At 70.7% G+C, this 24,861-nt stretch carries 21 protein-coding genes and 1 riboswitch; of the genes, 7 read left to right on the top strand and 14 right to left on the bottom strand.

Annotated features, from left to right (window positions below):
• Positions 1-26 precede the first annotated feature (26 nt).
• The gene (locus QTI20_RS16595) at positions 27-1,580 is read left to right on the top strand and encodes a DUF1800 domain-containing protein (protein ID WP_286552457.1); all 1,554 of its coding nucleotides are present in this window, start codon (positions 27-29) and stop codon (positions 1,578-1,580) included.
• Between the two features lie 11 nt (positions 1,581-1,591).
• Positions 1,592-2,818, top strand: coding sequence for a DUF1501 domain-containing protein (locus QTI20_RS16590; RefSeq protein ID WP_286552456.1), 1,227 nt, complete (start codon positions 1,592-1,594; stop codon positions 2,816-2,818).
• Positions 2,819-2,833: 15 nt separating this feature from the next.
• Here QTI20_RS16590 and QTI20_RS16585 read toward each other — a convergent pair whose 3' ends face one another.
• Entirely contained in the window at positions 2,834-4,009 is a 1,176-nt protein-coding gene (locus tag QTI20_RS16585) for a TPM domain-containing protein (RefSeq protein WP_286552454.1), read from the bottom strand.
• A gap of 35 nt (positions 4,010-4,044) precedes the next feature.
• Positions 4,045-4,176, bottom strand: a complete 132-nt coding sequence (locus tag QTI20_RS16580) for a hypothetical protein (RefSeq protein ID WP_503011407.1) — start codon at positions 4,174-4,176, stop codon at positions 4,045-4,047.
• A 358-nt stretch (positions 4,177-4,534) separates the two neighbouring features.
• Between QTI20_RS16580 and QTI20_RS16575 the strand changes: the two genes are divergently transcribed.
• Complete coding sequence (locus tag QTI20_RS16575) at positions 4,535-4,897, top strand: DUF4148 domain-containing protein (RefSeq protein ID WP_183022899.1); 363 nt, start codon at positions 4,535-4,537, stop codon at positions 4,895-4,897.
• A gap of 64 nt (positions 4,898-4,961) precedes the next feature.
• Here the strand turns inward: QTI20_RS16575 and QTI20_RS16570 are convergent, their stop codons facing one another.
• The 6 genes from QTI20_RS16570 to QTI20_RS16545 form a co-directional block, all read right to left on the bottom strand.
• Positions 4,962-5,909 (bottom strand): LysR family transcriptional regulator, encoded by a 948-nt coding sequence (locus QTI20_RS16570; RefSeq protein WP_286552452.1) that lies wholly within the window; start codon positions 5,907-5,909, stop codon positions 4,962-4,964.
• A gap of 50 nt (positions 5,910-5,959) precedes the next feature.
• Entirely contained in the window at positions 5,960-7,399 is a 1,440-nt protein-coding gene (locus QTI20_RS16565; RefSeq protein WP_286552451.1) for an FAD-binding oxidoreductase, read from the bottom strand.
• 10 nt (positions 7,400-7,409) lie between these two features.
• Positions 7,410-8,747: an MFS transporter gene (locus tag QTI20_RS16560; RefSeq protein WP_286552450.1), complete on the bottom strand. Its 1,338-nt coding sequence runs from the start codon at positions 8,745-8,747 to the stop codon at positions 7,410-7,412.
• 143 nt (positions 8,748-8,890) lie between these two features.
• On the bottom strand, positions 8,891-10,207 hold the full coding sequence (locus QTI20_RS16555) for a D-amino acid dehydrogenase (RefSeq protein WP_286552449.1): 1,317 nt from the start codon (positions 10,205-10,207) through the stop codon (positions 8,891-8,893).
• Between the two features lie 54 nt (positions 10,208-10,261).
• Positions 10,262-10,371, bottom strand: a riboswitch (glycine riboswitch).
• A gap of 195 nt (positions 10,372-10,566) precedes the next feature.
• Positions 10,567-11,100 carry an HU family DNA-binding protein gene (locus tag QTI20_RS16550; RefSeq protein ID WP_219209678.1) on the bottom strand — a complete coding sequence of 178 codons (534 nt, stop codon included), beginning with the start codon at positions 11,098-11,100 and terminating at the stop codon, positions 10,567-10,569.
• Positions 11,101-11,486: 386 nt separating this feature from the next.
• Positions 11,487-12,875, bottom strand: a complete 1,389-nt coding sequence (locus QTI20_RS16545) for an L-serine ammonia-lyase (protein ID WP_286552448.1) — start codon at positions 12,873-12,875, stop codon at positions 11,487-11,489.
• Between the two features lie 123 nt (positions 12,876-12,998).
• Here QTI20_RS16545 and QTI20_RS16540 point away from each other — a divergent pair, with 123 nt between their 5' ends.
• Entirely contained in the window at positions 12,999-13,901 is a 903-nt protein-coding gene (locus tag QTI20_RS16540) for a LysR family transcriptional regulator (RefSeq protein ID WP_286552447.1), read from the top strand.
• Positions 13,902-13,917: 16 nt separating this feature from the next.
• Here the strand turns inward: QTI20_RS16540 and QTI20_RS16535 are convergent, their stop codons facing one another.
• Positions 13,918-14,598 carry a Crp/Fnr family transcriptional regulator gene (locus QTI20_RS16535; protein ID WP_286552446.1) on the bottom strand — a complete coding sequence of 227 codons (681 nt, stop codon included), beginning with the start codon at positions 14,596-14,598 and terminating at the stop codon, positions 13,918-13,920.
• A gap of 86 nt (positions 14,599-14,684) precedes the next feature.
• The gene (locus QTI20_RS16530) at positions 14,685-17,036 is read right to left on the bottom strand and encodes a DUF6351 family protein (protein ID WP_286552445.1); all 2,352 of its coding nucleotides are present in this window, start codon (positions 17,034-17,036) and stop codon (positions 14,685-14,687) included.
• A gap of 204 nt (positions 17,037-17,240) precedes the next feature.
• On the opposite strand from QTI20_RS16530, the gene QTI20_RS16525 reads away from it, so the two are divergent.
• Both QTI20_RS16525 and QTI20_RS16520 read left to right on the top strand, forming a co-directional pair.
• On the top strand, positions 17,241-17,921 hold the full coding sequence (locus QTI20_RS16525) for a hypothetical protein (protein ID WP_286552444.1): 681 nt from the start codon (positions 17,241-17,243) through the stop codon (positions 17,919-17,921).
• Complete coding sequence (locus tag QTI20_RS16520) at positions 17,918-19,183, top strand: S1C family serine protease (RefSeq protein WP_286552443.1); 1,266 nt, start codon at positions 17,918-17,920, stop codon at positions 19,181-19,183. The genes QTI20_RS16525 and QTI20_RS16520 overlap by 4 nt, the downstream gene beginning before the upstream one ends.
• Before the next feature lie 18 nt (positions 19,184-19,201).
• On the opposite strand, the gene QTI20_RS16515 is transcribed toward QTI20_RS16520, so the two are convergent.
• The 4 genes from QTI20_RS16515 to QTI20_RS16500 all read right to left on the bottom strand — a co-directional run bounded on the left by QTI20_RS16515 (position 19,202) and on the right by QTI20_RS16500 (position 23,873).
• On the bottom strand, positions 19,202-19,795 hold the full coding sequence (locus QTI20_RS16515) for an amino acid synthesis family protein (protein WP_503011406.1): 594 nt from the start codon (positions 19,793-19,795) through the stop codon (positions 19,202-19,204).
• A gap of 335 nt (positions 19,796-20,130) precedes the next feature.
• A complete protein-coding gene (locus tag QTI20_RS16510; RefSeq protein WP_286552442.1) occupies positions 20,131-21,348 on the bottom strand; it encodes an aminotransferase-like domain-containing protein in 1,218 nt (405 codons plus the stop codon).
• Positions 21,345-22,697, bottom strand: a complete 1,353-nt coding sequence (gene hglS, locus QTI20_RS16505; RefSeq protein WP_286552441.1) for a 2-oxoadipate dioxygenase/decarboxylase HglS — start codon at positions 22,695-22,697, stop codon at positions 21,345-21,347. Before hglS ends, QTI20_RS16510 begins: the two co-directional genes overlap by 4 nt.
• Before the next feature lie 192 nt (positions 22,698-22,889).
• A complete protein-coding gene (locus QTI20_RS16500) occupies positions 22,890-23,873 on the bottom strand; it encodes a zinc-dependent alcohol dehydrogenase family protein (protein WP_286552440.1) in 984 nt (327 codons plus the stop codon).
• A 146-nt stretch (positions 23,874-24,019) separates the two neighbouring features.
• On the opposite strand from QTI20_RS16500, the gene QTI20_RS16495 reads away from it, so the two are divergent.
• Positions 24,020-24,853: an enoyl-CoA hydratase-related protein gene (locus tag QTI20_RS16495; RefSeq protein WP_286552438.1), complete on the top strand. Its 834-nt coding sequence runs from the start codon at positions 24,020-24,022 to the stop codon at positions 24,851-24,853.
• Positions 24,854-24,861 lie beyond the last annotated feature (8 nt).

Below are 24,861 nucleotides of genomic sequence, written 5' to 3'. Positions count from 1 at the left end.
GCGATGTGCGAAAGGTTGAGTACGGCATGCCATCGATCCGTCTGTCGATTTTCCGTCCCGGCGTCGCGCTCGCGGCCCTGCTGCTCGCCGCCTGCGGCAGCATCCCCACGCCGCAGCTCGCCTCCGCACCGGTGGACGCCGCGGCCCGGCTGCAGTGGCTGGACCGCGTGAGTTGGGGCGCGAGCCCGGCCGATGCGCAGAAGGTCGAAGCCATGGGCGTGCCGCGCTGGCTCGGCGCGCAACTGCACCCCGGCCCGGCCGTGCTGCCGGCCGCCGCGCAGGCGCAGATCGATGTGATGCGCATCAGCACGACGCCGATCGACCGGCTGGCGCGCGAACTCGAGGCTCAACGCAAGGCCGCCGATGCGCTCGCCGACGACGCTGCGAAGGCGGCCGCGCGCCAGGCCTACCAGCAGGCGCTCAACCAGCTGAGCCGCGAGGCCCAGCAGCGCTTCCTGCTGCGTGCGCTGTATTCGCCCAACCAGCTGCAGGAGCAGATGACCTGGTTCTGGATGAACCACTTCAACGTGAGCACGCGCAAGGGCGGCTTGCGCGAACTGGTCGGCGACTACGAGCAGGCGGCCATCCGCCCGCACGCACTGGGCCGCTTTCGCGACCTGCTGGGCGCCACGGTGCGGCATCCCGCGATGCTGCGCTACCTCGACAACGCGCAGAACGCGGGCGGCCGGCTCAACGAGAACTATGCGCGCGAGTTGATGGAGCTGCACACGCTGGGCGTGGGCAGCGGCTATTCGCAGGCCGACGTGCAGTCGCTGGCACGCGTGCTCAGCGGCCTGGGCGTGACCCTGCGCGACGACGGCCCGCCGCCGCGTCTGCCCGCGGCCCAGCAGGCCGCCTATGTGCGCCAGGGTCTGTTCGAGTTCAACCCCGCGCGGCACGACGACGGCGCCAAGACGCTGCTGGGCGCGCCGATCACGCAGCGCGGCCTGGCCGAAGCCGACGAAGCGCTCGACCGCCTGGCGCGCGCCCCGGCCACCGCGCGCTTCGTCTCGCGCAAGCTCGCGATCTACTTCGTGGCCGATGCACCGCCGCCCGCGCTGGTCGAGCGCATGAGCGCGACCTTCCTGCGCAGCGACGGCGACATCGCCGCGGTGCTGACCACGCTGTTCGAGTCGCCCGAGTTCGCGGCCTCGCTGGGCCGCAAGTTCCGTGACCCGGTGCACTACGTGGTCGGCAGCGTGCGCCTGGCCTATGGCGACCGGGTGGTGTCCGACGTGGCGCCGATGCTGGGCTGGCTCAACCGCATGGGCCAGCCGCTCTACGGCCACGAGACCCCCGACGGCTATGCGCTCACGCAGGACGCCTGGGCCAGCGCCGGCCAGATGGCCACGCGCTTCGAGATCGCGCGCGCCATCGGCGCCAGCGGCGCGGTGCTGTTCCGCGCCGGCGACAAGGCCCCGCTGGAGAAGCCGCCATACCCGCCGCTGGCCGCGTCGCCGGTGGTGCGCACCGAGATGGCGTCGCTGAGCCAGGCCACGCGCGCGGCGTTGGCCCAGGCCAGTGCACCGCCCGACTGGAACACCTTCTTCCTCGCGTCCCCCGAGTTCAACCATCGCTGAAAGGACTCGCCATGCAACGCCGTGACCTGTTGAAGATGCTGGCCGCCGCCGCACCGCTGGCCGGTGGCGCGGGCCGCCTGATGGCCGCGCCCGCGGCGGAGGGCGCCAAGCTGCTGGTGGTGTTCCTGCGCGGCGCCTACGACTGCGCCAACCTGCTGGTGCCGATCTCGGGCGCGTCCGGCGACTTCTACCGCGCCTCGCGCCCCGGCATCGCGGTGCCGCGGCCCGGTGAGGCCAACGGCGCACTGGCGCTCGATGCCGACTGGGGGCTGCATCCCGCGCTGGCGTCCAGCGTGATGCCGCTGTTCCAGAAGAAGCAGGCGGCCTTCATTCCCTTTGCCGGCACCGATGACCTCACGCGCAGCCACTTCGAGACGCAGGATTCGATCGAGCTCGGCCAGGCGCTCGACCGCCGCCGCGACTACCGCTCGGGCTTCCTCAACCGGCTGGCCGGCGTACTGGGCGCGGGCCCGCTCACGGCGGTGTCGCCCATCGCCTTCACCGACCAGCTGCCGATCTCGCTGCGCGGCGATGCGCAGGCCGCCAACATGGCGCTCGGCAACGTCGGCCGCCAGGGCATCGATGCGCGCCAGAGCCAGGTGATCGAATCGATGTACCGCGGCACCGCGCTGGCCCAGCCCGTGGCCGAGGGCTTCGCGGTGCGCGACGAGGTGCTGCGCGCGGTCAAGGCCGAGATGGACGCGGCCAGCCGCAATGCGATGACGGCCAAGGGCTTTGAACTCGTGGCCCAGCGCATGGCGCGGCTGATGCAGGAGCGCTTCGACCTCGGCTTCGTCGACGTCGGTGGCTGGGACACGCACGTGGGGCAGGGCGCGGGCACCGGCTACCTGGCGAACCGCTTCGAGGAACTGGGCCGCGGCCTGGCCGGTTTTGCCGACGCGATGGGCGAGAGCGCCTGGCGCGACACTGTGGTGGTGGTGATCAGCGAGTTCGGTCGCACCTTCCGCGAGAACGGCAACAAGGGCACCGACCACGGGCACGGCACGGTCTACTGGGTGCTGGGCGGCGGGCTGGATGCACAGGCGGGCGGCCGCGTGGTGGGCGAGCAGCTCGCGCTCACGCAGCCCGCGGCGCTGTTCCAGAACCGCGACCACCCGGTGCTCAACGAATACCGCGCGGTCTTCGCCGGCCTGTTCGCGCGCATGTACGGACTGTCGCCCGCGCAGCTCGACCATGTGTTCGGCGGCGTGAGCGCGAAGGACCTGCGGCTGGTCTGATCCGGCGGCCGCGGTCTACCAGCTGCCCGACGCGCCGCCGCCGCTGCTCGAGCCGCCACTGCTGCTGCTGCTCGAAGAGCTGCTGCTGGACGACGAGGAACTGGACGAACTGGAGCTGCTCCAGCCGCTGTCGGAATCGTCGTCGCCGTCGCTGCTGCCGCCGACGCTGCCCGGAAAGAAGGCGAACAGCATCGAGATGCCGAAGGCCATGGCGGCCGGAATCCACTCCCCGGGGTTCTCCCAGGCGACGTAGGCGGTCAGGCCCAGCACGATCACCCAGCGGATCGCGAAGGAAGCGAAGCCCTGGCGCCAGGCCATGCGCATGCCCACGGCGACCAGGGTCAGCAGGAACAGCGCGACGGCGCTGCCCAGCACCACGCCGATGCCGGTCAGCGTCTCGCTGCCGCCGAAGTGCATCACCGATGCGGTGATCACGCCGGCGAGCACGCCGAGGCCCGCGAAGAGGCGCCGCGCGAAACGCCAGCGCCAACTGGCCGCGCCGATGGCGGCGAGCAGCACCGCGATGAAGGCCCAGCCGAAGGGCGTGATGCCCGAGCGGGTCTCGACCTCGACCTCGTAGGGCTCGCCCGGGGTGTCGATCACCTCGCCGAGCTGCGGGTCCTGGCCCATGGCCGAGGGCGGCACCACGAAGCCGCCGCCCAGACGCTCGATGAGCGCATCGACGGCGCCGTCGATGCCGCCGTAGTAGTCCTGCTGCTTGAAGCGCGGCATCATCTGCTGGTCGACGATGCGGCCCGCCAGCACGTCGGGCACCTGGCCCTCGAGCCCCTGGCCGACCTCGATGCGCATGCGCCGGTCCTTCAAGGCCACCAGCAGCAGCAGGCCGTCGTTGTCCTTGGCGCTGCCCAGTTTCCATTTGTCGAACACGCGGGTCGCGAAGGATTCGATGCTGTCCTCGCCGGTGGTCGGTACCACCAGCACCGCAAGCTGGGCCTGGTGGTCACGTTGGAAGTCATCGAGCTTCTCTCGCAGCGCGGCGACCTGGTTCGGGTTCAGCGTGCCCGTGAGGTCGGTCACCAGCGACTGCCGCGCCGGCACCGCGATGCGCTTGGCCGCGGCCGGCAGGGGCAGCAACCACACGCACAGGGCGAGCAGCAAGGACAAGGCCATGCCGGCTGGCGTGCCCCACGGACGGTGCGCGGGCGCACGGCAGACGGAAGAAGAATGCATGGGCCGATGCTAGCGGCAGCGGCCCGGGCGCCTTGTCAGACGGGGTCCATCGGCGCCACCGCGGTGCCGGGGGCGCTGGCGATGTCCTCGATCGCAAAACGCTCGCGCGTGCGCGTGTAGAAACTCGCACCGAAGCGCGCCACCGGCAGGTAGTGCTCGAGCCGCACGCGCCAGGTGTCAGTGTCGATTGGGCCTGTTCACCCTATTTCCGGGGATCGCGTTGGCTGACTCAGGGGCTGGATGCAAGGCGCCCGTGCGCAGCAAGGCTTTGGCCTTGCAAGCGCGGGCAACGCCGCAGACGGCCCCTGAGTCAGCCAACCCTTCGGGAAGGCCTGCCACGGCGGGCCACTCGGCGTTGCGTTCCTTGCGCGTGCTTCAGCACGCGCAGCGTCACGCGCCTTGATTGGCCCGCCGTGGCAGGCCTTCGCGACCCCGGAAATAGGGTGAACAGGCCCTCCCCGCACGGCATCGCGATGCGATGGCCACGGATCAGACAACCGGACCACTCACTTCGAAGGACCTCTCATGAAAACGCTCTCGCTCCTCGCCGCCACCCTGTCGCTGTCGATCTTCTCGCTGGCCCACGCCGAGACCTACGACGGCGTGCACGCCGCCAACTCGGTCAAGAGCCGCGCCGAAGTCGCCGCCGAAGCCGAGCGCACCGCCGCCTCGCCGAACCAGAACGTCGCCCGCGGTTCGCGCGGCGCCGAGCCCTTCACCTCGACGGCCAACCGCGATGCGGTGTATGCCGATGCGGTCAAGCAAGCCAACGCACCCGACCAGAACGTGTCGAGCGGTTCCAAGGTCAACAGCCGCGTGATCTCGACGATGACGCGCACCTCGGCACCGGTGCAGGCACAGCAGCAGCGCCCTGCCGTCGCCAACTGATCTTCAACTGATCTGAAGACCGAGCCGGCCCGCGCGCAAGCGAGGGCCGGCTTTTTCGCGCGCCTCAGCCTTCGGTGACGAGGCGCGCGCCGGCCCACTTCTGCTGTTCGCAGAGTTCGCGCACCACGTCACGGATCAGCTGGCAGATCGCGCGCTTGGCGTTGGTCATCGGCAGGTGCCGCGAGACGCACAGGCCGAGCCGCCGCACCATCGCATCGGAAGCGATCGCATGCGCGATCAGCCGGCCGTCCTCGACCTCGCGCTGCGCCAGGCCCAGCGGCATGATGGTCGGCCCGATGCCGGCCTCGACCGCGCTCTTGAGCACATAGACCGAGTTGATCTCGGCCGCGATGCGCTGGGCGCGGTACGACCCGGCCTCGAGCGCGGCATCGACGATCCAGCGCGTGCAGTGGCCGTGGTGGTTGCTGGGCAGCACCAGCGGGCGCGCGATGGCCTGCGCCACCGTCACGTCGCCGGGCGGCGGCGCGCCCTCGTCCTGCGCCGAGTGGATCAGCACGAAAGCCTCGTCCACCAGCGGCGTGAAGGCGATGTCCTGCGGCAGCATGCCGGGCGTGAAGACCGCCACGTCGACGCGGCCGCGCAGCATCTGGTCGGCCATGTTGCCGGTCAGCTCTTCGTTGAGGTGGAACACGATGTTGGGGTAGCGCTTCGCCGCGGCCCGCAGCAACGGCAGCGCGAGCGTGGCGGCCACGCTCTGCGGCAGGGCCGCCACCACCGAGCCGACCACCGCATCGGCCGCGCAATGCACGGCGGCCCGCGCGTCCTCGATCTGCTTGGTGATGCCCTGGGCGTACTCGTAGAACACCTTGCCGCTGTCGGTGAGCACCACGCCGTTGCGGCTGCGCAGCAGCAGCTGGGTGCCGAGCTCGGCCTCGAGCTCCGACAGCTGCCGGCTCAGCGCCGACTGCGCCACGTGCAGTTGCAGCGCCGCACGCGACAGGCTGCCGCTGTCGGCGATCGACAGGAAATACTTGAATTGACGCAGTTCCAACGCGGGGGCCTCCGGCGGCCATTGTCGTCGGGCCTGCGCGGCGCGCGGTGTCAGTCGGTGACTTGGAAGGAGACCACCTTGCCCGGGTTGAAGATGTTGTGCGGATCGAAGGCCCGCTTGACCGCGCGCATCAGCGCCACGGTGTGCACCCCGTGCTCCTCCACCAGGTAGGGCATCTTGTGCAGGCCCACGCCGTGCTCGCCGGTCGAGGTACCGCCGTGGCGCAGCGCGCGCTGCACCAGCCGGTGGCTGAAGGCCTCGGCGGCCGCGACCTCGTCGGGCTTCTGCGGATCGAAGAGCACCAGGCAATGGAAGTTGCCGTCGCCCACATGGCCGAACACCGGCGCCAGCAGGCCGTGCGCGCCGATGTCCTCCTGCGTCTCGCCGATGCAGGCCGCCAGCGCCGACAGCGGCACGCAGGCGTCGGTGGTCATGCTGCGGCTGCCCGGGCGCAGCTGCAGCGAAGCGAAATAGGCGTGGTGGCGCGGCGTCCAGAGCCGCGAGCGCTCTTCCTGCCGCGTGGCCCACTGGAATTCGCCGCCGCCATGGCCGGCCGCGAGCTCGCGCACGATGGCCGCCTGCTCGTCGATCTGCGCCTGGCTGCCGCCGAACTCGAGGAACAGCGTCGGGTGCTCGCCCAGCGCGGTGCGGCTGTGCGCATTCACCGCGCGAATCGTCAGCGCGTCCAGCATCTCGGCGCGCGCCAGCGGCACGCCCAGCTGGATGGCCTCGATCACGCAGTCGACCGCCTCGCGCACGGACGGGAAATGCACCACCGCCGCGGCCACCACCTCGGGATGCGGGTGCACGCGCACCGTCGCTTCGGTGATCAGGCCCAGCGTGCCCTCGGAGCCGCAGAAGAGCTGGGTCAGGTTGTAGCCGGCCGAGCTCTTGCGCGCCTGGGTGGCGGTGCGCACGATCTCGCCCTCGGCCGTGACCACCGTCAGGTTGACCAGGTTGTCGCGCATCGTGCCGTAGCGGACCGTGTTGGTGCCCGAGGCCGCGGTCGCGACCATGCCGCCCACCGTGGCGTCGGCGCCGGGGTCGACCGAGAAGAAGAAGCCGGTGCCGGCGAGTGCCGCATTGAGCTGGTTGCGCGTGACGCCGGCCTGCACCGTGACGTTGAGGTCCTCGGTGCGGATCGCGAGCACCTGGTTCATCTGAGAGAAGTCGATGCAGACGCCGCCCTCGACCGCCAGCAGGTGGCCCTCGATCGAGGAGCCGACGCCGAAGGCGATCAGCGGCACCCGTTCGGCCGCGCAGGCGCGCACCACGAAGGCGGCCTCCTCTGTGCTCTGCACATAGACCACCGCGTCGGGCGGCACCGGCAGGTAGGCCGACTCGTCGCTGCCGTGCTGCAGCAGCACCGAAGCGCCGGTGGAGAAGCGTGCGCCGAACTGCGCCTGCAGCTGCGCGACCAGCGCGGGCGAAGGCGAGCGGCGCGGCGCATGCAGCGGCGCGCCCGCCGGGGTGTTCACATCGGTGGACATGGGGTTCCTGTCAAGAAGTGGAGGCAGTCCGTCGCTCAGCGGCCGCCGCGGGCTTGGCCAGCACGAGCACCAGCACGGCGCCGAGCACCAGCAGGCCGGCCAGCATGTGCAGGCCCGAGTCGGTGCTCTTCGTGATGTCCTTGATCACGCCGATCAGGAAGGGCGCGGCAAAGCCCGAGAGGTTGCCGAAGGAGTTGATGAAGGCGATGCCGGCCGCCGCGGCCGCGCCGCCCAGGAAGCTGGTCGGCAGGCCCCAGAACACCGGCAGCGTGGCCATGATGCCCATGGTCGCGATGGTCAGGCCGACCATGGCCCAGACCGCGTTGCCGTGCATGGCCACGCTCAGCACCAGGCCCAGCGCACCGACCACCGCGGCGACGGCCGAGTGCCAGCGGTGCTCGAGCCGGCGGTCGGCGCTGCGCGCCACCAGGTACATCGCGAGCACGCCGAAGGACCAGGGGATCGCGCTCAAGAGGCCGATGTCCAGCGCGCCCTTCACGCCGATCGACTTGATGATGCTGGGCAGCCAGAAGGAGATGCCGTAGAGCCCGGCGGTGAAGGTGAAGTACACCAGCGCCAGCAGCCACACGCGGCCGTTGGTCAGCACGCTGAGCACCTTGGCCTCGGACTTGCCGCTGCCGTCGGCCGCGATGTCGCGCGCGATCAGCTCGCGCTCGGCCGGTTCGAGCCAGCGCGCGTCCTTCACGCGGTCGTCGAGGTAGCGCCAGACCAGGAAGCCCATCGCCACCGTCGGCAGGCCCTGCAGCAGGAACAGCCACTGCCAGCCCTGCCAGCCGTTGACGCCGGCCATGCTCTGCAGGATCCAGCCCGAGAACGGGCCGCCCAGGATGCCGGCGAAGGGAATGGCGGCCAGGAACAGCGAGGTCGCCTTGCCGCGGCGCGCGGCCGGGTACCAGTAGGTGAGGTACAGGATGATGCCGGGGAAGAAGCCGGCTTCGGCCGCGCCGAGGAAGAAGCGGACCAGGTAGAAGGACATCGGCGTGGTCACGAACATCGTGCCGGCCGACAGCAGGCCCCAGGTCACCATGATCCGCGCGATCCAGCGCTTGGCGCCGACCTTGTGCAGGATCACGTTGCTCGGCACCTCGAACAGGAAGTAGCCGACGAAGAAGATGCCCGCGCCCAGGCCGTAGACGGCCTCGCTGAACTGCAGCGCGTCCTGCATCTGCAGCTTGGCGAAGCCGACGTTGACGCGGTCGAGGTAGGCGACGATGTAGCAGACGAAGAGCAGCGGGATCAGCCGCCAGCTGACTTTTCGGTAGACCGCGTCGGCGGCGAGGGAGGTGCCGGCGCCCGAGGCGGGGCGCGGCATGGCAGAGGTGTTCATGGAGAAGGTCCCGGGTGGCAACCGGGCATGTTCTCACGCCCGGCGATGCGCGAATGGTCGCGCGCGCACCGCCGTCGGCCGCAGCGGGTTAACGCGGAAAATTCATAGCGATTGGCGAAGCACGCATCTCGCGCCGAGATGGCTCAGGCCGCGCCGCCGCGCCGCTGCGGCGCCAGCACGGGCGCCACGACGGTGCGTGCCGGGGTCGGGCCGCAGAAGGCGAAGTCGACCTCGGGCCGCCGGCCCGACATCAGCTCGGCCAGCGCGCGGCCCGAGCCGCAGCCGTGCGTCCAGCCCAGCGTGCCGTGGCCGGTGTTGAGGAACAGGCCCTCCACCTTGCTGCGGCCGATGTAGGGCACGTTGCCCGGCGTCGCGGGGCGCAGCCCGGCCCAGTAGCTCGCGAGCTCGGGCCGGCTCACGCCCGGGAAGATATCGAGCGTGCGGCGCACGATGGCCTCGCAGCGCACCGGGTTCAGCGACAGGTCGTAGCCGTTGAGCTCGGCCGTGCCCGCGATGCGCAGCCGGTCGCCGAAGCGCGAGAAGACCAGCTTGTGCTCGTCGTCGGTCAGGCTCACGCTGGGCGCCCTGGCGGCATCGAGGATGGGCAGCGTCGCCGAGTAGCCCTTGGCCGGGTAGATGTCGAGCGGCACGCCCGCGCCGCGCGCGAGCTGCGCACTGAAGCTGCCCAGCGCGAGCACATAGGCATCGCCCTGCACCACCTCGTACATGCCGCTCTCGCTCGCGATCTCCACGCCGCGCATCGCGCCGCCCTCGGTGCGCAGCCGCTGGATGCGCACGCCGTAACGGAACTGCACGCCCTGCTCGGCCGCCTTCTGCGCCAGGCCGGTGGTGAACTTGTGCACGTCGCCCGATTCGTCGGCGCTGGTGTAGGTGGCGCCGGCCAGCCGCGGGCGGATTGCGGCCATGGCCGGGTCGATGCGCACCACCTCGTCGGCATCGATCACCTGCCGCTCGCAGCCCAGCTCGCGCATGATGCGCGCGGGTTCGAGCGCCAAGTCGAACTCTTTCTGGCTGGTATAGAAGTGCAGGATGCCCTTCGTCAGGTGGTCGTATTCGATGCCGGTGTCGCGGCGCAGCTGCTGCAGGCTGTCGCGGCTGTAGGTGCCCAGGTTGAGCAGCTGCACCATGTTGCGGGTCGAGCGCTTCGCGCCGCATTCGCCCAGGAACTTGAGGCCCCACAGCCATTGCGCGGGGTCGGCGCGCAGCCGGAACAGCAGCGGCGCATCTTCCCGGCCCAGCCATTTCAGCAGCTTGAACGGCGCCGAAGGATTGGCCCAGGGCTCGGCATGGCTCACCGAGATCTGGCCGCCGTTGCCGAAGCTGGTCTCGCGCGCCGCGCCGGCATTGCGCTCCAGCACGGTCACGTCATGGCCGGCCTGCCGCAGGTACCAGGCGGTGGCGACGCCGATCACGCCGGCACCCATCACGATCACTTTCATCATCATCTCCAGTTCAAAACGCAAAAGAAAAAGGGCCGGCGACCAGGATTGGTCGTCGGCCCCACTGTCCTTTTGCCTGAGAGATTCACCGCGCCCTGCGACGCGGTTTGCACCTTCGGCGGCGGCTCGGCATGACGCCGGCAGCACTCTCCAGTTTGATGATGAATCCAGTACGGGACCTGAGCGTTTCGGGGTTGCGCCTTCGGTAGAACGAACCTCGCGGCCCGTCGCTTCTCCTGGATGGCTCGATTATCCGGGCATTGCGCCTCGGCTGGCAACCGCGCGGGCTTCACACCACGATCGGCGGGCCCAAAGAAAACGGCCCCGAAGGGCCGTCGTCATCATGCTGCGAACAGCAATTACTTCTTGGCGGCAGCCTTCTTGGCCGGTGCCTTGGCGGGAGCCGCAGCGGCCTTGGCCGGCGCCTTGGCGGGTGCGGCAGCCTTCACGGGCGCCTTGGCGGGCGCCTTCGCAGGAGCGGCGGCAGCCTTCTTGGCCACGGGTGCGGCAGCGGGCTTGGCGGCCGGCTTCGCTGCGGGCTTGGCAGCCACGGCAGCCTTCTTGGGTGCGGCGGCCGGCTTCACGGCGGCGACCTTGTCGGCCTTGCGCTTGGCGGCCTTGGGGTCGATGGCGGCCTTGAAGGCAGCGCCCGGAACGAACTTCGGCACCTTTTGTGCGGCGATCTTGATCTTCGTGCCGGCTTGCGGGTTGAAGCCCGAACGTGCAGCGCGTGCGACTTGCTTGAAGGTGCCGAAGCCAACGATCTGGACCGGGTCGCCCTTCTTGACCGCGGCGACGATGGCGCCGGTGATGGTCTCCAGGATACGGGCCGCTTCGGCCTTGCTGGTGTTGTGGGCGGTGGCGATTTTCTCGACGAGTTCGATACGGTTCACTGAATTTTCCTAAGATGAATTGGCCGTTTCTTTCAACGGCCGCAAGGCCTGATACGGCTGCAATGCGGCGCGGAGTGTAGCCGGAGCCGCAGCGGTGCTGCGGAAATCGCCTTCCATGCACCCCTCGAACTCGCCCGGATTCATGCACTCTCCAGACCGCCCATGCCCCGGCGACCCCTCTGGAAAGTACCCTCGGATGGCCATGCCCGTCCATCGCACCCGTGTGGCATCGCCGCCGATGCAACGCATGCGCATCGGGCGCCGGCGCCACGGATGGCGCGCGAACGGCACGGTCGACATCACGCTTCATCGCTCCCCAAGCCCATCCTGGCGCCGCGTCGGCAGGGTCATGCAGCCGACCCGGGACCGCGGCAACCGCCTCGGCCTCAGCACTCCACGATGTTCACCGCCAGCCCGCCGCGCGAGGTTTCCTTGTACTTGGTCATCATGTCGGCGCCGGTCTCGCGCATGGTCTTGATCACCTGGTCGAGGCTCACGTGGTGCACGCCGTCGCCGTACAGCGCCATGCGCGCCGCGTTGATGGCCTTGACCGAGGCCACGGCGTTGCGCTCGATGCAGGGGATCTGCACCAGGCCGCCCACCGGGTCGCAGGTCAGGCCCAGGTGGTGTTCCATGCCGATCTCGGCCGCGTTCTCCACCTGCGCGGGGCTGCCGCCCAGCACCGCGCAGAGCCCGGCCGCGGCCATCGAACAGGCCACGCCGACCTCGCCCTGGCAGCCCACCTCGGCGCCGGAGATCGAGGCGTTCTCCTTGTAGAGCAGGCCGATGGCCGCGGCGGTCAGCAGGAAGTCGACGACGCCGCGCTCGCTGGCACCGGGCACGAAGCGCATGTAGTAGTGCAGCACCGCGGGCACGATACCGGCCGCGCCGTTGGTGGGCGCGGTCACCACGCGTCCGCCCGCGGCGTTCTCCTCGTTGACGGCCAGCGCGAACACGTTGACCCAGTCGATGACCGTGAGCGGATCGGCCATGGCCCCGCGCGGGTCGCCCAGCCGCCGGACCAGCGCCGCGGCCCGGCGCCGGACGCGGAACGGGCCGGGCAGCACGCCGTCGGTGCGGCAGCCGCGCTCGACGCAGGCCTGCATCGTCCGCCAGATCCGCAGCAGGCCGGCCTCGGTCTCTTCATCGCTGCGCCAATGGCGCTCGTTGCGTCGCATGACGTCGCCGATGCTGCAGGCGTGCTGCGCGGTCAGCCGCAGCAGGTCGGCCCCGCTGTGGAAAGGCCATTCGAGGATCTCGGTGTCCGGCGCGATCGCCTTCTGCCGCGACCCGTCGACGGCCACGGTCTCGCTGACGACGAAGCCGCCACCCACCGAGTAGTAGGTCTTCTCCAGCAGCGGCTGCCCCGCGCCGTCGAGGGCCGTGAAGCGCATGCCGTTGGGATGGAAGGGCAGCGCCTTGAGGCCGTAGAGCAGCAGGTCGGTCTTCTCGTCGAGCGCGATCGCATGGACGCCCGCCAGTGGCAGCGACCGGCGCGCGCGGATGTCGGCCAGCAGCGCGGGCACGGCATCCACGTCGACGCTGTCGGGCTCTTGGCCGGCCAGGCCCAGCAGCACGGCGACGTCGGTGCCATGGCCCTTGCCCGTCGCCCCCAGCGAGCCGAACATCTCCGACACGACGCGCTGCACGGCGCCCAGCAGGCCTGCGTCTTCCAACGCCTTCGTGAACAGGCGCGCGGCCCGCATCGGGCCCACCGTGTGCGAGCTCGAGGGCCCGATGCCGATCTTGAAGAGGTCGAAAACGCTGACTGCCACAGTGGGATCCGTTCAGGGGTGGAGGGACGGTGAACGCGGCGATGCTAGGCCTTCCGTCCGATCAATACCATTGATCATTTCTTTGGATATATTCAAGCAATTCTTAACATTGACGGGCCTGCCATGGACTTCGCACGACTCAGGGCGCTGCGGGAACTCTCGAACCGCCAGACCATGACGGCGGTGGCCGACGTGCTGTGCCTGACGCCGTCGGCGGTCTCGCAGCAGCTCGCCCAGCTCGAAGCCGAGGTCGGCGTGCCGCTGACCGAGCGGCGCGGCCGGGGCGTGAAGCTCACGCATGCGGGCGAGGTGCTGGTGGGCCATGTCGAACGCGTGCTCACCGTGCTGGACGAGGCGAAGTCGGAGCTCGCGCAGATCCGCGAGGAGATCGCGGGCACCTTGCGCGTCGCTGCCTTCGCCACCGCCGCGGCCGCGCTGCTGCCGCCCGTGATCCAGGCGCTGCGCGCGGCCTACCCGCGGCTGCAGGTCACGCTGGTCGAGATGGAACCCGCCGAAGGGCTGGCGGCGCTGGGCTCGTGGAGCACCGACATCGCGATCGTCGACGACCTCGGCGGGCGCCCGGCCCGCGGCGGCCAGACGGTGAAGCATGTGCCGCTGATCGACGACGAGCTGCACGTCATCCTGGCCACCGGGCACCGGCTGGCGCGCAAGAAGACGCTGGGGCTGGCCGAACTCAAGGACGAGGAATGGGCGCTCGATTCGGCCAGCAGCGTGTACGGCGAGTTCGTGCTGGGCCTGTGCCGGCGCGCGGGCTACGCGCCGCGCGTGAGCGCCGAGTGCCTGGGCTCCGAGATCATCGCGGCCATGGTGAGTTCGGGCTGCGCCGTCTCCATCATTCCCGGCCTGCGCCTGGGCCAGATGCGCGGCAGCTTCGCCGCGGTGCCGCTTCGCCCCCGGGTCCACCGCCACATCTCGGCGGCCTTCCGCCAGGGCGAGCGCACCCACCCGGCGATCCGCGTGTTCGTCGAACAGCTGCTGCGCACGGCGAAGTCGCTGCGAGCTTGAGCGCGCGCCGGAAGGCTCAGGGGTAGCGGGCCAGCGCCTGCCGGTCGGTCACGGTGATGTAGCCGTAGCCGCGCTGGATCAGCCCCGCCGATGCGAGCTCGTTGAGCGCGGTGTTCACGCGCTGGCGCGAGACGCCCACCAGCAGGCCGATCTCCTCCTGGTTGATGTGCAGGGTCGAGTCGGTGTTGGGGTAGAGCACCGGATGGAACAGGCTGGAGATGCCGCGCGCCACGCGCGCCGTGGGTTCGAGCAGGCGGTCGAACTTCACCATCGCGATGAACTGGCCCAGCCGCTCGTTGAGGTGCGAGAGCATGAAGTGGTTGAAGGGGATGCTGCGCTCGAGCAGCCAGGAGAAGGTGCCCCGCGGCAGGTGCACCGTGACCGTCGGGCGCGTGGCCATGATCTCGTACTTGCGGTGCTCGGGCTTGAGCAGCGAGCCCTCCCCGATCCAGCCGCCGGCCGCCACGCCGGTGAACATCACCAGCCGGCCGTCGGCGGTGGTGTCCTGCACGCGCAGGAAGCCTTCGAGCACGCCGATCCAGCTGTCGGCGATCTCGTCGCGCTGGCACACCGAGGCATGCGCCTCGTGCTGCTTGACGTAGAGCGCGTCGAAGGCCCGGGTGCACTCCGCGTGGGTCAGCGCGCGCGGCCAGATGCAGCGTTCGAAGAAGGGACGGAGTTCCCGTGGAGGGGGCATGGGAAGAGCGTGTTCGACGTAGGGTGGGCGGCGGGCCGCGATCGGCTGAATGTAGAGCACCGGACCGCGGCCCGGTGCCCGCCGACTCAGAACGATGTCGAGACCGGCACCGCGGGCAAGGGCTGCCCGCCCGGTCCGGCGCGGAAGCTGGTGGGCGCCCAGGCGACCTGGCCCACGCCTGGCTTGCTCCAGTCGCACACGCCATCGGTGAACACCGCACGCAGCCGCGCCTGCTGCCCGGACGTGAAGGGGGCGCTGCCGTAGTCGGCGGACGCGAAGTCCAGCGGCTTGAGCTGGCACTTGAACACGTCCTCCGACAGCGGCCCGCCCGACACGATGCGCGGCGATTCATAGGGCTTGACCGCGCAGGCCGCGCTGCCGAAGCCCACGTCCACCAGTTCGGCATCGGTGGTCCCGGCCGTCGCGATGCAGAAGTCCACCGCATCGCGCGGCTTGTGGCGCAGCACCTTGGCCGGCTTGGCGTCCGCCGACCTGTCCTGCTCGATGGCGGCGAGCCAGCGGTCCATCGCGCGGAAGGCCTTGCGGCCCAGGGCCGTCCCGTCGCCGTAGTACGACGCGCTACCGAACATCACGTGGTTGCCGTGGCCGCCGTTGGCCGCGTCGAGCCGCGCACGCTGCGAATACGAGCGCCAGGCCATGTGGATGTCGGGTCCCATCTCCGGGCGCAGGTCGATGATCGGCACCTGCGCGAGGTTCCGGCCTACGCTCACCAGGCCGCTCTTGTAGAAGGGCACCATCGCCGTCGGCGACACCCGGGCCCGCGGCGCGGGGATCGTCGGCGCCAGGGCCGAGCCGCCGGACCAGACCATGTCCAGGTCGTAGCTGCCCACGCCCTCGTTGAGCGCGACGAACTCCTCGGGCGTGATCGCGCCGGCCTGCAGCGCCTTGAGCCCGTACTGGACCCCGGCGTTGTCGTAAGGCAGGTTGGGCTTCACCGTGCGGTCGGTGTCGGTGACGGTGCCGACCACCGGCGTCAGCACGTCGTGGATCGAGCAGCGCACGCCGGTCGGCCGCAGGCGGGGGTCGTAGACGATGCCCGCGGGGAAGCCGCTGCCGCAGTTGTCGGGCAAGCTCGGGTCCTGCGGATTGATGAAGGACAGCGCCCAGGTGAGGCAATGGATGGGGCTCGGGTGGCCGTTCACCGCGGCCCGCGCCGCGGGGCTCAGCGCAGCACCCGCGGGCGTGGCGTAGTAGTGGGTCAGCATGCCGCACTCGCGCGTCTCCATCCAGGTGCTCACCGCATCGGGATAGCTGACGCCGGTCTGCAGGCCGTCGAGCAGGCCGGGCATTACCGAGGCCGGCACGGTCTGCATCATCGAGCCGCCCGAGCCGCCGTCGCTCATGGTGTAGCGCACCTCGCCGTAGGTATCGATCAGGTGCTCCTTCACCATCATGATGTTCTCGGTGGCCAGCACTTCGTTGTTGTTGTCCTGGTGATTGGTGAGCTGCGAGTTCACCGTCGCGAAGCCCGCGCGCAACGCGTTGTCGTCGAAGATCGCGTTGCCCGGCTGCTGCTGGAAGCGGTTGCCCGAGGCCGAGGCGCCCATCTTCCAGAGCAGCTTGCCGTTCCAGCCCTTCTGCGGCGCCCAGGGGGTCCAGGGCAGCGCCGGGTCGAACCAGGTCGCGATCTGGTACATGCCGCGGCCCATGGTGCCGAGCTCCACGCGCAGCAGCGCCTTGACGGTGTCGCCGCGGTCGTTGGTGAAGTCGGCGATGTCGGCGTCCTTGGGCCGCGCATCGACGGCATAGGGCAGCAGGCAGGCATTGGGGTCGCCGACCGTGAAGGTGCAGGCCGAGCCTTCCTTGGCCTTGGGCTGGTAGTAGTAGCTGTACTTCGTCGGCGCGTTGCAGTCCGCGTCGACCGCGTCGGCGTCCAGCCCGCTCACGCGCGTGGTGGCGGTGCCCGAGAGGTTGGTGCCCGCCGGCGAGACCGTGGCGGGGCTGCCGGTGCGGGTGGCGCACACCCAGGGCTGGATCGGCGCGCCGGCGAAGATGTTGCCGCCGCGCGGGAAGTTGGTGATCGCCAGGCGCGCACCGCCGGCCTTGCCCTTGACCGTCGCGGTCAGCAGGTTCTCGCCGCTGCGCAGGCCGGTCAGCAGGCCCATCACGCGGCCGTTGTCGCGTGCGGCGAAGGCACCGCTCACGTCCGAGCCGTCGAGGTCGAGCCGCACATCGGCCGCGACCAGGCCCGTGGGCAGCACCACTTCCACCAGCGCGTCGCCGTCGCTGATCATGTCGGCGCGGTTCGACAAGGTCTTGAGCACCAGCGGCCCGCTCGCGACCGGTGGCGTGCCGCCGCCACCCGGGGTCGGCGGGGATGCGGCATCGCCGCCCCCGCTGCCGCCGCAACCCACCAACAGTCCCGCGGCGACGGCCGCGGCCGTCGCATGGAAGATGAATCTCGACTGAACTCGCATGGCTTGTCTCCGTTTTTTTGTGAAAGCCAGCGAATGCTAGGACTGCACCTCCGATGAGTTTGTGGCGGTGACGACAATTGGCGGGACGCCTTTGTCGGGACTAACCCTAGCGCTGCGGGCCGGCCGCCGATCGATGCCGCGGGCCGCTAGACTTCCGCATGTAACAACGACGTAACAACAGCGGAGGTCGAGGAAATGGTTCGATTGAAATGGCGCACCTGGGCGTCGTGCGCGGCGCTGGGCGCCCTGGCTTTTCTCACCGGCTGCGCCTCGGTGACGCACGGGACCTCGCAGTCCGTCACCATCGAGACCCTGACCTCGACGGGCCAGGCCATCGAAGGGGCCGAATGCACGGTCGCCAACGACAAGAGCAGCACCGTGACACTCTCCGGGCAGAGCACATCGGTGCGGCGTTCGGGCGCCACCCTGAGCATCGAATGCACGCAGGCCGGCCAGGCACCCGCCACGGGCCAGGCCACTTCGCGCGTCAATGGCGGGATGGTGGGCAACATCCTGGTCGGCGGCCTGATCGGCGCGGCCATCGATTCGGGCACCGGTGCGGGCTTCAACTACCCGAGCTGGATGCAGCTGGTCTTCGGCGAGGTCCGCACCTTCGACCGGAACAGCCAGACCGGCGACCAGCCCTTGGCCGGCTTGAAGATCGGCGAGACGCAATTGGCGACGGCGCCCGCGGCAGTTCCCGCGGCGACGACCGCGGTGTCGGCGCTGCCCGAGACAGCCATCGCTTCGGTCGCATCCGCACCGCCGCCTCCGTCCCCGTCCGCGGCCCTGCCTGCGCCCGTGGCGTCCGCACCCCGATCCGCGGAGCCGGCCACGCGGGTGTCGATGGAAGACCTCAAGGCCCTGCTGCCTGCCAAGCCATGAACGCACGCACACTGCATCCACTGCTGCTGCTCGCGGCCTGCGCCGCCTTCGCGTCCGGCGCGCAGGCGCTCGAACCCGACGTGCTGTTCGGTCGGGTCTCGCCGAGCGTGTGGTCCGTGCGGACCTTCGATGCGCAGGAGCGCCCGCTGCGCACGGGCACCGCGGTCGTCATCGCGCCGGGCCGCCTGGTCACGACCTGCCATGTGCTCGCCAAGGCCAGCACCTTCTCGATCCGGCAGGACAACGTCACCTACGGCGCGACCCTGGAGCAGCCCGACCCCCGGCGCGATCTGTGCCAGATCCGGGTCGCCAATTTCAGCGCGAAGCCGGTGCCCATCGCTCCGGCGGGAAGTGCCAAGGTCGGCCAGCGCGTGTACGCCATCGGCAACCCGCGCGGCGTGGAGAACACCTTGGGCGAAGGCCTGCTGACGGGCCTGCGCGGCGGCGACGATGCCGAGGTGCCGCTGCTGCAGAGCACCGCGGCCGTGGCCGCCGGCAGCAGCGGCGGCGGCCTGTTCGACCAGGAGGGCCGGCTGCTGGGCATCACCAGCATCGCGACGCCGAACGACGGCACGGCCGGCGTGGCCATTCCGGCCAGCTTCCTCGCCGACCTTCCCTTGCGCGCCGAAGCGGCGCTGGCGGCGCACGGCAGGGAGCAGCCGGCGAGCCCGCCCGTGGCCGCGGTCGCGGTGGCGGCCGCGCTCACCCCGAGTTCCCCCCTGCGCGCGGGCGACGCCCTCGAGTACCTCCGTATCGACCGGCTCACCGGCAACCGCACGCCGGTGGTCTACCGCGTCGATCGCATCGCGGGCGACGAGTTGTTCTTCAACGCCGGCGGCCGCGTCGAGAAGAGCGACGGCCGCGTGACCTCGGTGGTCACGCCCATCGGCGGCTTCTACGACACCGCCTCGCCGCCCGGCGGCTGGGCGCGCAAGGACATCCGGACCGGCATGCGCTGGCATGTGGACTTCGTGTCGACCGCGGGCGACAAGTCGCGCCATGAACTGGATGCGGTCGTGGTCGGCGAACGCTCGATGCGCGTGGACGACACCGAGATCAAGGCCTTCGAGATCCGCTACGAAGGATGGCTCTACACCGGGTACGGAGCGGGCGCCCCGCTGGGGCCGTCGGCCAGCCGGCTCAGCGCCAGGGTCTGGTATGCGCCCGCGATGGCGCGCGTCGTGCGCTTCGAGGCCCAGAGCACGCGGCCGCCGTTCAGCGCGACCGACGAGACGCTGGAGTTGGTGCACGTCCAGCGGTAGGTCGCGCGCGCGGGCGCGTCAGCGCTGCCCGTCGCCGACCGAGATCTCGTCCGCCCTCAGCCCCCCCACGCGCGCATGCACGCGCCCGCCATCGGCCATCACCAGCGCGAACAGGATCTCGTCGGGCCGCGGCGCGTCCTGGAGGCCGATCTCGGCCGAGGAGAAATGGCTGCGCACATAGGCCGCCTGCACATGGTGCAGCGGCACCATCAGCCGGTAGCCCGTGCCCGCGACCGCCTTGACCGAGGGCACGATGGCCCGGGGCGCGCCCAGCGCTTCGCGCATCGCCCAGCCGCCGGCCTCGTGCCAGACGGCGCCATGTTCCATCTCGCCGTTCACGCCCACGATCGCGGCCTTGCCGTAGGCCTCGACCCGGTCCCGGCCCAGGGTGGCGACCAGTTCCTCGGCCAGGCTCGCGCCCAGCGGCTTGAGCGCTTCCATGAAAGCCAGCAACTCGGGCTCGTAGCGTCCCGCATAGGGATTGCGCACCACCGCGCAGGCCGCGGCCACGCGGACCGGGCGGCTGGCCGGCGGGCCGCCTTCGTGGAAGATGGTTTCGATCTGGAGGCTGCGCTTGCGCAGCTGGATGGTCGGCAGGGAGGTGGAAGTCATGGCAACGAGCCTAGGCCGGCCGCGGCGGCGCGAACAGCATCAGTGGCCGCATGGAAGACCGGCGCAGCAGCGCTTCATGCCAGATCGCGTAGTCCGGATTGTCGTGATTCAACTTTTGTGTATAATGCGCGTTGCCCAAGGTTGCATTGGGCTTGCCCTGCAGGCAGCGCCGAATCTCACGGCGGTACGTCGATACAGAACGCTCACGACGAGAAAAACTACAGAGTGTTCCTGCATGTGAATGTGCCGTAACGTGGGTCGCGTAAGAGCCCACGACCAATCTCCCGCAAAAAAGCCGCCCTCGAGGCGGCTTTTTCGTGGGCGCTGCAGAAGGCTCAGCGGCCGGCGCGGTCGAAGGCCTGGGCCAGGCGCGCGACGCCTTCGGAGATCTGCGCCACGTCCGGCGCCGCATAGGTCAGGCGCATGCAGTGCGGGTCGGCCTCGGCCGCGAAGAAGGCCCGGCCTAGCACGAACAGCACGCCCGCCTCGACCGCGGCCTCGAACAGGCGCTGCGGATCGATCGCAGGCGCGGTGCGCAGCCACACGAACATGCCGCCCGCCGGCTCGACGAAGGCCACGCGCGCGCCCAGCCGTTCGCGCAGCGCGCCCACCATGTGGCGCATGCGCAGGCCGTACTCGGCGCGCATCGCGGCGATGGCCGCGTCGGCGCTGCCACCGGCCAGGTACTCGGCGGCGATGGCCTGCGCCAGCGAGGAGGTGCAGAGGTCGGCGGTCTGCTTGGCGATCGCGCAGCGGCGCAGCACCTCGGGCGGCGCGACCATCCAGCCGATGCGCAGGGCCGGCGCCACGGTCTTCGACAGGCTCGACAGGTACAGCACCGGGTTGCGCCCGGGCGCCAAGGCGCGCGCGGTCTCGAACAGCGTGGCCGGCGTGCCGTCGCCGAAGTCGAGCGCGCCGTAGGGATCGTCTTCCACGATCAGGAAGCCGTAGCGGAGGGCCAGCTGCACCAGCGCCTCGCGCCGCGCGGCCGGCAGCAGCGTGCCGCCGGGGTTCGAGAAGTTGGGCACGGTGTAGAGCAGCTTCGGGCGGCGCGCCGGCGGCGTCTCGGCCAGCAGGCTTTCGAGCGCATCGACCTGCAGGCCCTGTTCATCGGCAGGCACCTGCACGATGTGCGCCTGCGCGAGCTTGAGCGCCTGCAGCGTGGCCGGGTAGGTGGGCGACTCGACGAACACCGCATCGCCGGGCTCGATCAGCACGCGCACCAGCAGGTCGAAGGCCTGCTGCGAGCCCGTGGTGACGATCAGTTCCTCGCTGGCGCAGTGGACGCCGCGCGCCGCGCTCAGCTGCTGCAGCGCTTCGCGCAACGCCGGCAGACCCTCGGTCGCGCTGTACTGCAACGATGTGCCGGGCCGGGCCAGCGCGCGCAGGCTGGCTTGCTGCAGGCCCGCCTGGTCGAACAGGCTGGCCGAGGGATAGCCGCCGGCCAGCGAGATCATGCCGGGCCGGCTCAGGTAGGGAAAGAGTTCGCGGATCGGCGAGCCGGCCGGGTCGGCGAAGGGCGCGGCGAAGGGGATCGGCGGCATCGGCTTCATGCGGCCAGCGCCGCGCGCAGCTCGGCGATCGAACGCTGTTCGGCCGCTTCGTAGAGCGCGATCTCGTCGTGCACCGCGCGGCCCAGCGCGCGTTCGAACTCGGCCCGGCTGCCGGGCGCGTCGTAGGTCGGGCCGCTGGCGTCGCCGAGGTTCGAGCGGAAGATGCCGGCCGCGCTCACGGGCAGGAAGTCCTCATAGGTGATCGGCTCGGCCTGCACGATGCCGCGCGCCATCAGGTCATCGATCGATTGCGAGGCCGCATCGGCATCCGCCGGGGCCACGGCCCGGTAGCGGAAGAAGGCCAGGCCCGCGCGCCGCATCTGGTCGAGGTCGTCGGGAAAGGCCTCGAAGGCGCGCGCGAGCCGCTCGGCATAGGGCACGGCGGCGTCGCCGTCGCGTGCCTCGTTCAGCAGCCGGTTGTAGAGCGCGCGGCCGGCGCGGGTGAGCGCGGCGCCGCGCTGCTCGATCTCGCCGAAGCGCGCGGTATGCGCGCCAGCGGCGCCCTCGGCGCCCGCGAAGGCGATCGGCTCCTCCAATGCCTTGAAGCTGGTCTGGCGCAGCAGGATCGGATGGCGCCGCGTGGGCGGCCCCTCGATCAGCGCCTTGGCGCCGATGCCGCGGCGCGGCATCTCGGCCTGCGCCGCATCGATGTCGAGCGTGCGCGGCGTCAGGTGGTTGATGTGCGGGCCGCGGAAGCACACGACGTCGGCCACCAGGCGGTGCGAGGCGAGCAGGTGCTCGTAGGTCGCGGCGTCCACCGTCGCATCGCCATGCCAGCGGAAGGTGTCGAGCAGCGCGGGCACGAAGGCCGCGGCCTGCTCGGCATCCAGGCCGCCCTGGACCTCGGCCCGCTGCAGCAGTTCGAGCGCCCGCGGCGTGAAGATGCGCCGGCGCGCGAGGATCGCCGCGGCCGCTTCGCGCAGGGCCGGGTCCTCGATCAGCGGCAGGCGCAGCAGCGAGGTGAAGACGCGAAAGGGATTGGCCGCCAGCGATGCATCCGACACCGGCCGGAAGGCCGTCGAATGCACCGGCACGCCGGCTTCGGCCAGGTCGTAGTAGCCCACGGGCGCCATGCCCATGACGGCGAACATGCGCGCGATCAGCGCCAGTTCCTCTTCGGTGCCCACACGGATCGCGCCGTGGCGCTCCTGGTCCAGGCGCGCGATCTGGTCGCCGGCCGCCAGCGCATCGCGCAGTGCCGGATCGGCCTGCAGCGCCTGCGCGTTGATGTCGGCCACCAGGTCCATGAGCACGCCGTACTGCGGCACTTCCAGGCGGTACATCGCCGACAGCGCGGCGGAGAAATCGGCGCGGATCGCGTCGGGGGAAAGCAGGAGGCTGGCTGGCATCGGAGGGCTTGGTTCTCGGGGGTTCGGCCTGGCCATGTCGTCTGCTCATGATGAGCAAACGGAATGGCAGGGCCATGGGAAGAAAGCCATCGTAGGCAGCGGCGGGCGCGCGCGCAAACGACAATATGGAAGGACTTCATCTGATTTCAGAATGACCTGCGCGCGGCCGGCCCTCCGGCGGCCGGGCGCCGCTCAGGACGACGCGGCCGCCGCGCGGAACAGCACCTTGCCGCCGCGCAGCGCATGCGCGAGGGCGTCCCGGACCTGGTCCAGGCCATAGGCGGCCGCCACCGGCACCTGCAGCCGCCCCTGCGCCATCAGCTGTGCCGCCTGCTGCACGGCCGCCGCGACCTTGGGGTCGTGGCGCCAGCGCGCATGGCCCAGCCAGAAGCCCCGGACCTCGATGTTGCGGAAGATCACGTGCAGCGGGTTCAGCTGGCCCGGTGCACCGCTCATGCCCGAGTAGGCGACCAGCACGCCGTCCTGGGCCAGGCAGGACGACAGGGCCGCCGTCGATTCGCCGGCCACGCCGTCGAGCCCGAGCCGGATCGGCGCCCCGCCCGTGGCCTGGGCCACGCGCTTGGCGATGCCCGGGCCCTCCAGCAGCACGGCGTCGGCGCCGGCGGCCAGCAGCGGCTCGATCAGTTCGGGCCGGCGCACCAGGCTCACCGTCTTCAGCCCGCGCGCCGCGGCGAAGGCGATCACCGAGCGGCCGACACCGGAGTTGCCTGCGTTCTGGATCACCCACTCGCCCGGCTGGAGATCGACGAATTCGCTCAGCAGCAGCGCGGCCGTCGGCGGGTTGATCCGGGCCATCGAGAGCTGCTGCGGGTCGACGTCCGCCGGCACCCGGACGACCTCGCTGGCCGCCACCAGCAGCTGCTCGCGCCAGGCCCCGGCATCGGGCGGCAGCACCACCCGGTCGCCCACCGCCAGCCCGTCGACGCCCGCGCCGACGGCCAGCACCTGCCCCACGCCCTCCTGGCCCAGGCCCCAGGGCAGGGGCGGCCTGAAGCCGTACAGGCCCCGGACCATCAACAGCTCCGACGGGTTGATCGGCGCGCAGTCGACCTGGACCCGCAACTCGCCCGGGCCCGGCGCCGCGGGAGGGTCCACGTCGACCACCTGGACGACGGCCAGCGGATCGCCGAAGGAAGAGAGCTGGATCGCTTTCATGGAAGAGGCCTTTCTCAGTGTGCGAGGAGCGGATGGGGCTGTCGCTTCGAGAGAACAAACGATAGTTAAGTAAACGGTTTATAAATCATCTTTCTTCGCCGCGCTGCGCGCGGACACGACCTGCCCACCACCCCTCAGGACATCCCATGAACCCAGAAGACGCCACCGTTTCCATCGACACCGGCACGCCGCAACTGCGCTTCCACCTGGACGGGCGCGTGGCGGTCCTCACGCTGAACCGGCCCGAAGCGATGAACGCGCTCTCGGGCGAACTCACGCCGGCGATCCGGCGCGGCATCCAGCGCTGCGCCGACGATCCCGCCATCGGCGCGCTGCTGATCACCGGTGCCGGCAAGGCCTTCTGCGCGGGCGGCGACGTCAAGGGCATGGGCGATCGCTTCGAAGGTGCGCAGCGCAGCGCGTCCGAGCGGATCGCCGACCTGCAGCACAGGCAGCGCACGCTGACCGGCGCGCTGTACCGCCTGCAGAAGCCCTCGGTCGCGGCCCTGCCCGGCGCGGCGGTCGGCGCGGGCCTGGCGCTGGCCCTGGCCTGCGACCTGCGCATCCTGGGCAAGGCCGCCTTCATGGCCACCGGCTATGCGCGGCTCGCGATGAGCGGCGACTACGGCGTGAACTGGTTCCTCGCGCGGCTCGCGGGCCCCGGCGCCGCGCGCGACATGATGCTCACCGGCCGCCGCGTGGACGCCGCCGAATGCAAGGCCTTCGGGCTGGCCAGCCAGGTCGTCGAGGATGCCGAACTGCAGGCCACGGCCCTGCGGACGGCCCATGCGCTGGCCGCGGTCGCCGGGGCCGCGGTGCGCGACATCAAGAAGAACCTGGACGAGGCGCTGCACCTCGCGCTCGAAGACGCGATGGACCATGAGGCCGAGCGCCTGATCCGGCTCGTGGACAGCGACGAGCATCGGCAGGCGGCGGCCGCTTTCTGGAACCGCTCGCAGGCGAAGCGCTCACCAACCTGAACGCGCCG

It is taken from the genome of Variovorax sp. J2P1-31, from assembly GCF_030317215.1.
Taxonomy (GTDB): domain Bacteria; phylum Pseudomonadota; class Gammaproteobacteria; order Burkholderiales; family Burkholderiaceae_C; genus Variovorax.
The sequence above is the reverse complement of the archived record's forward strand: the minus strand, read 5'-3'. Positions and strand labels throughout refer to the sequence as shown.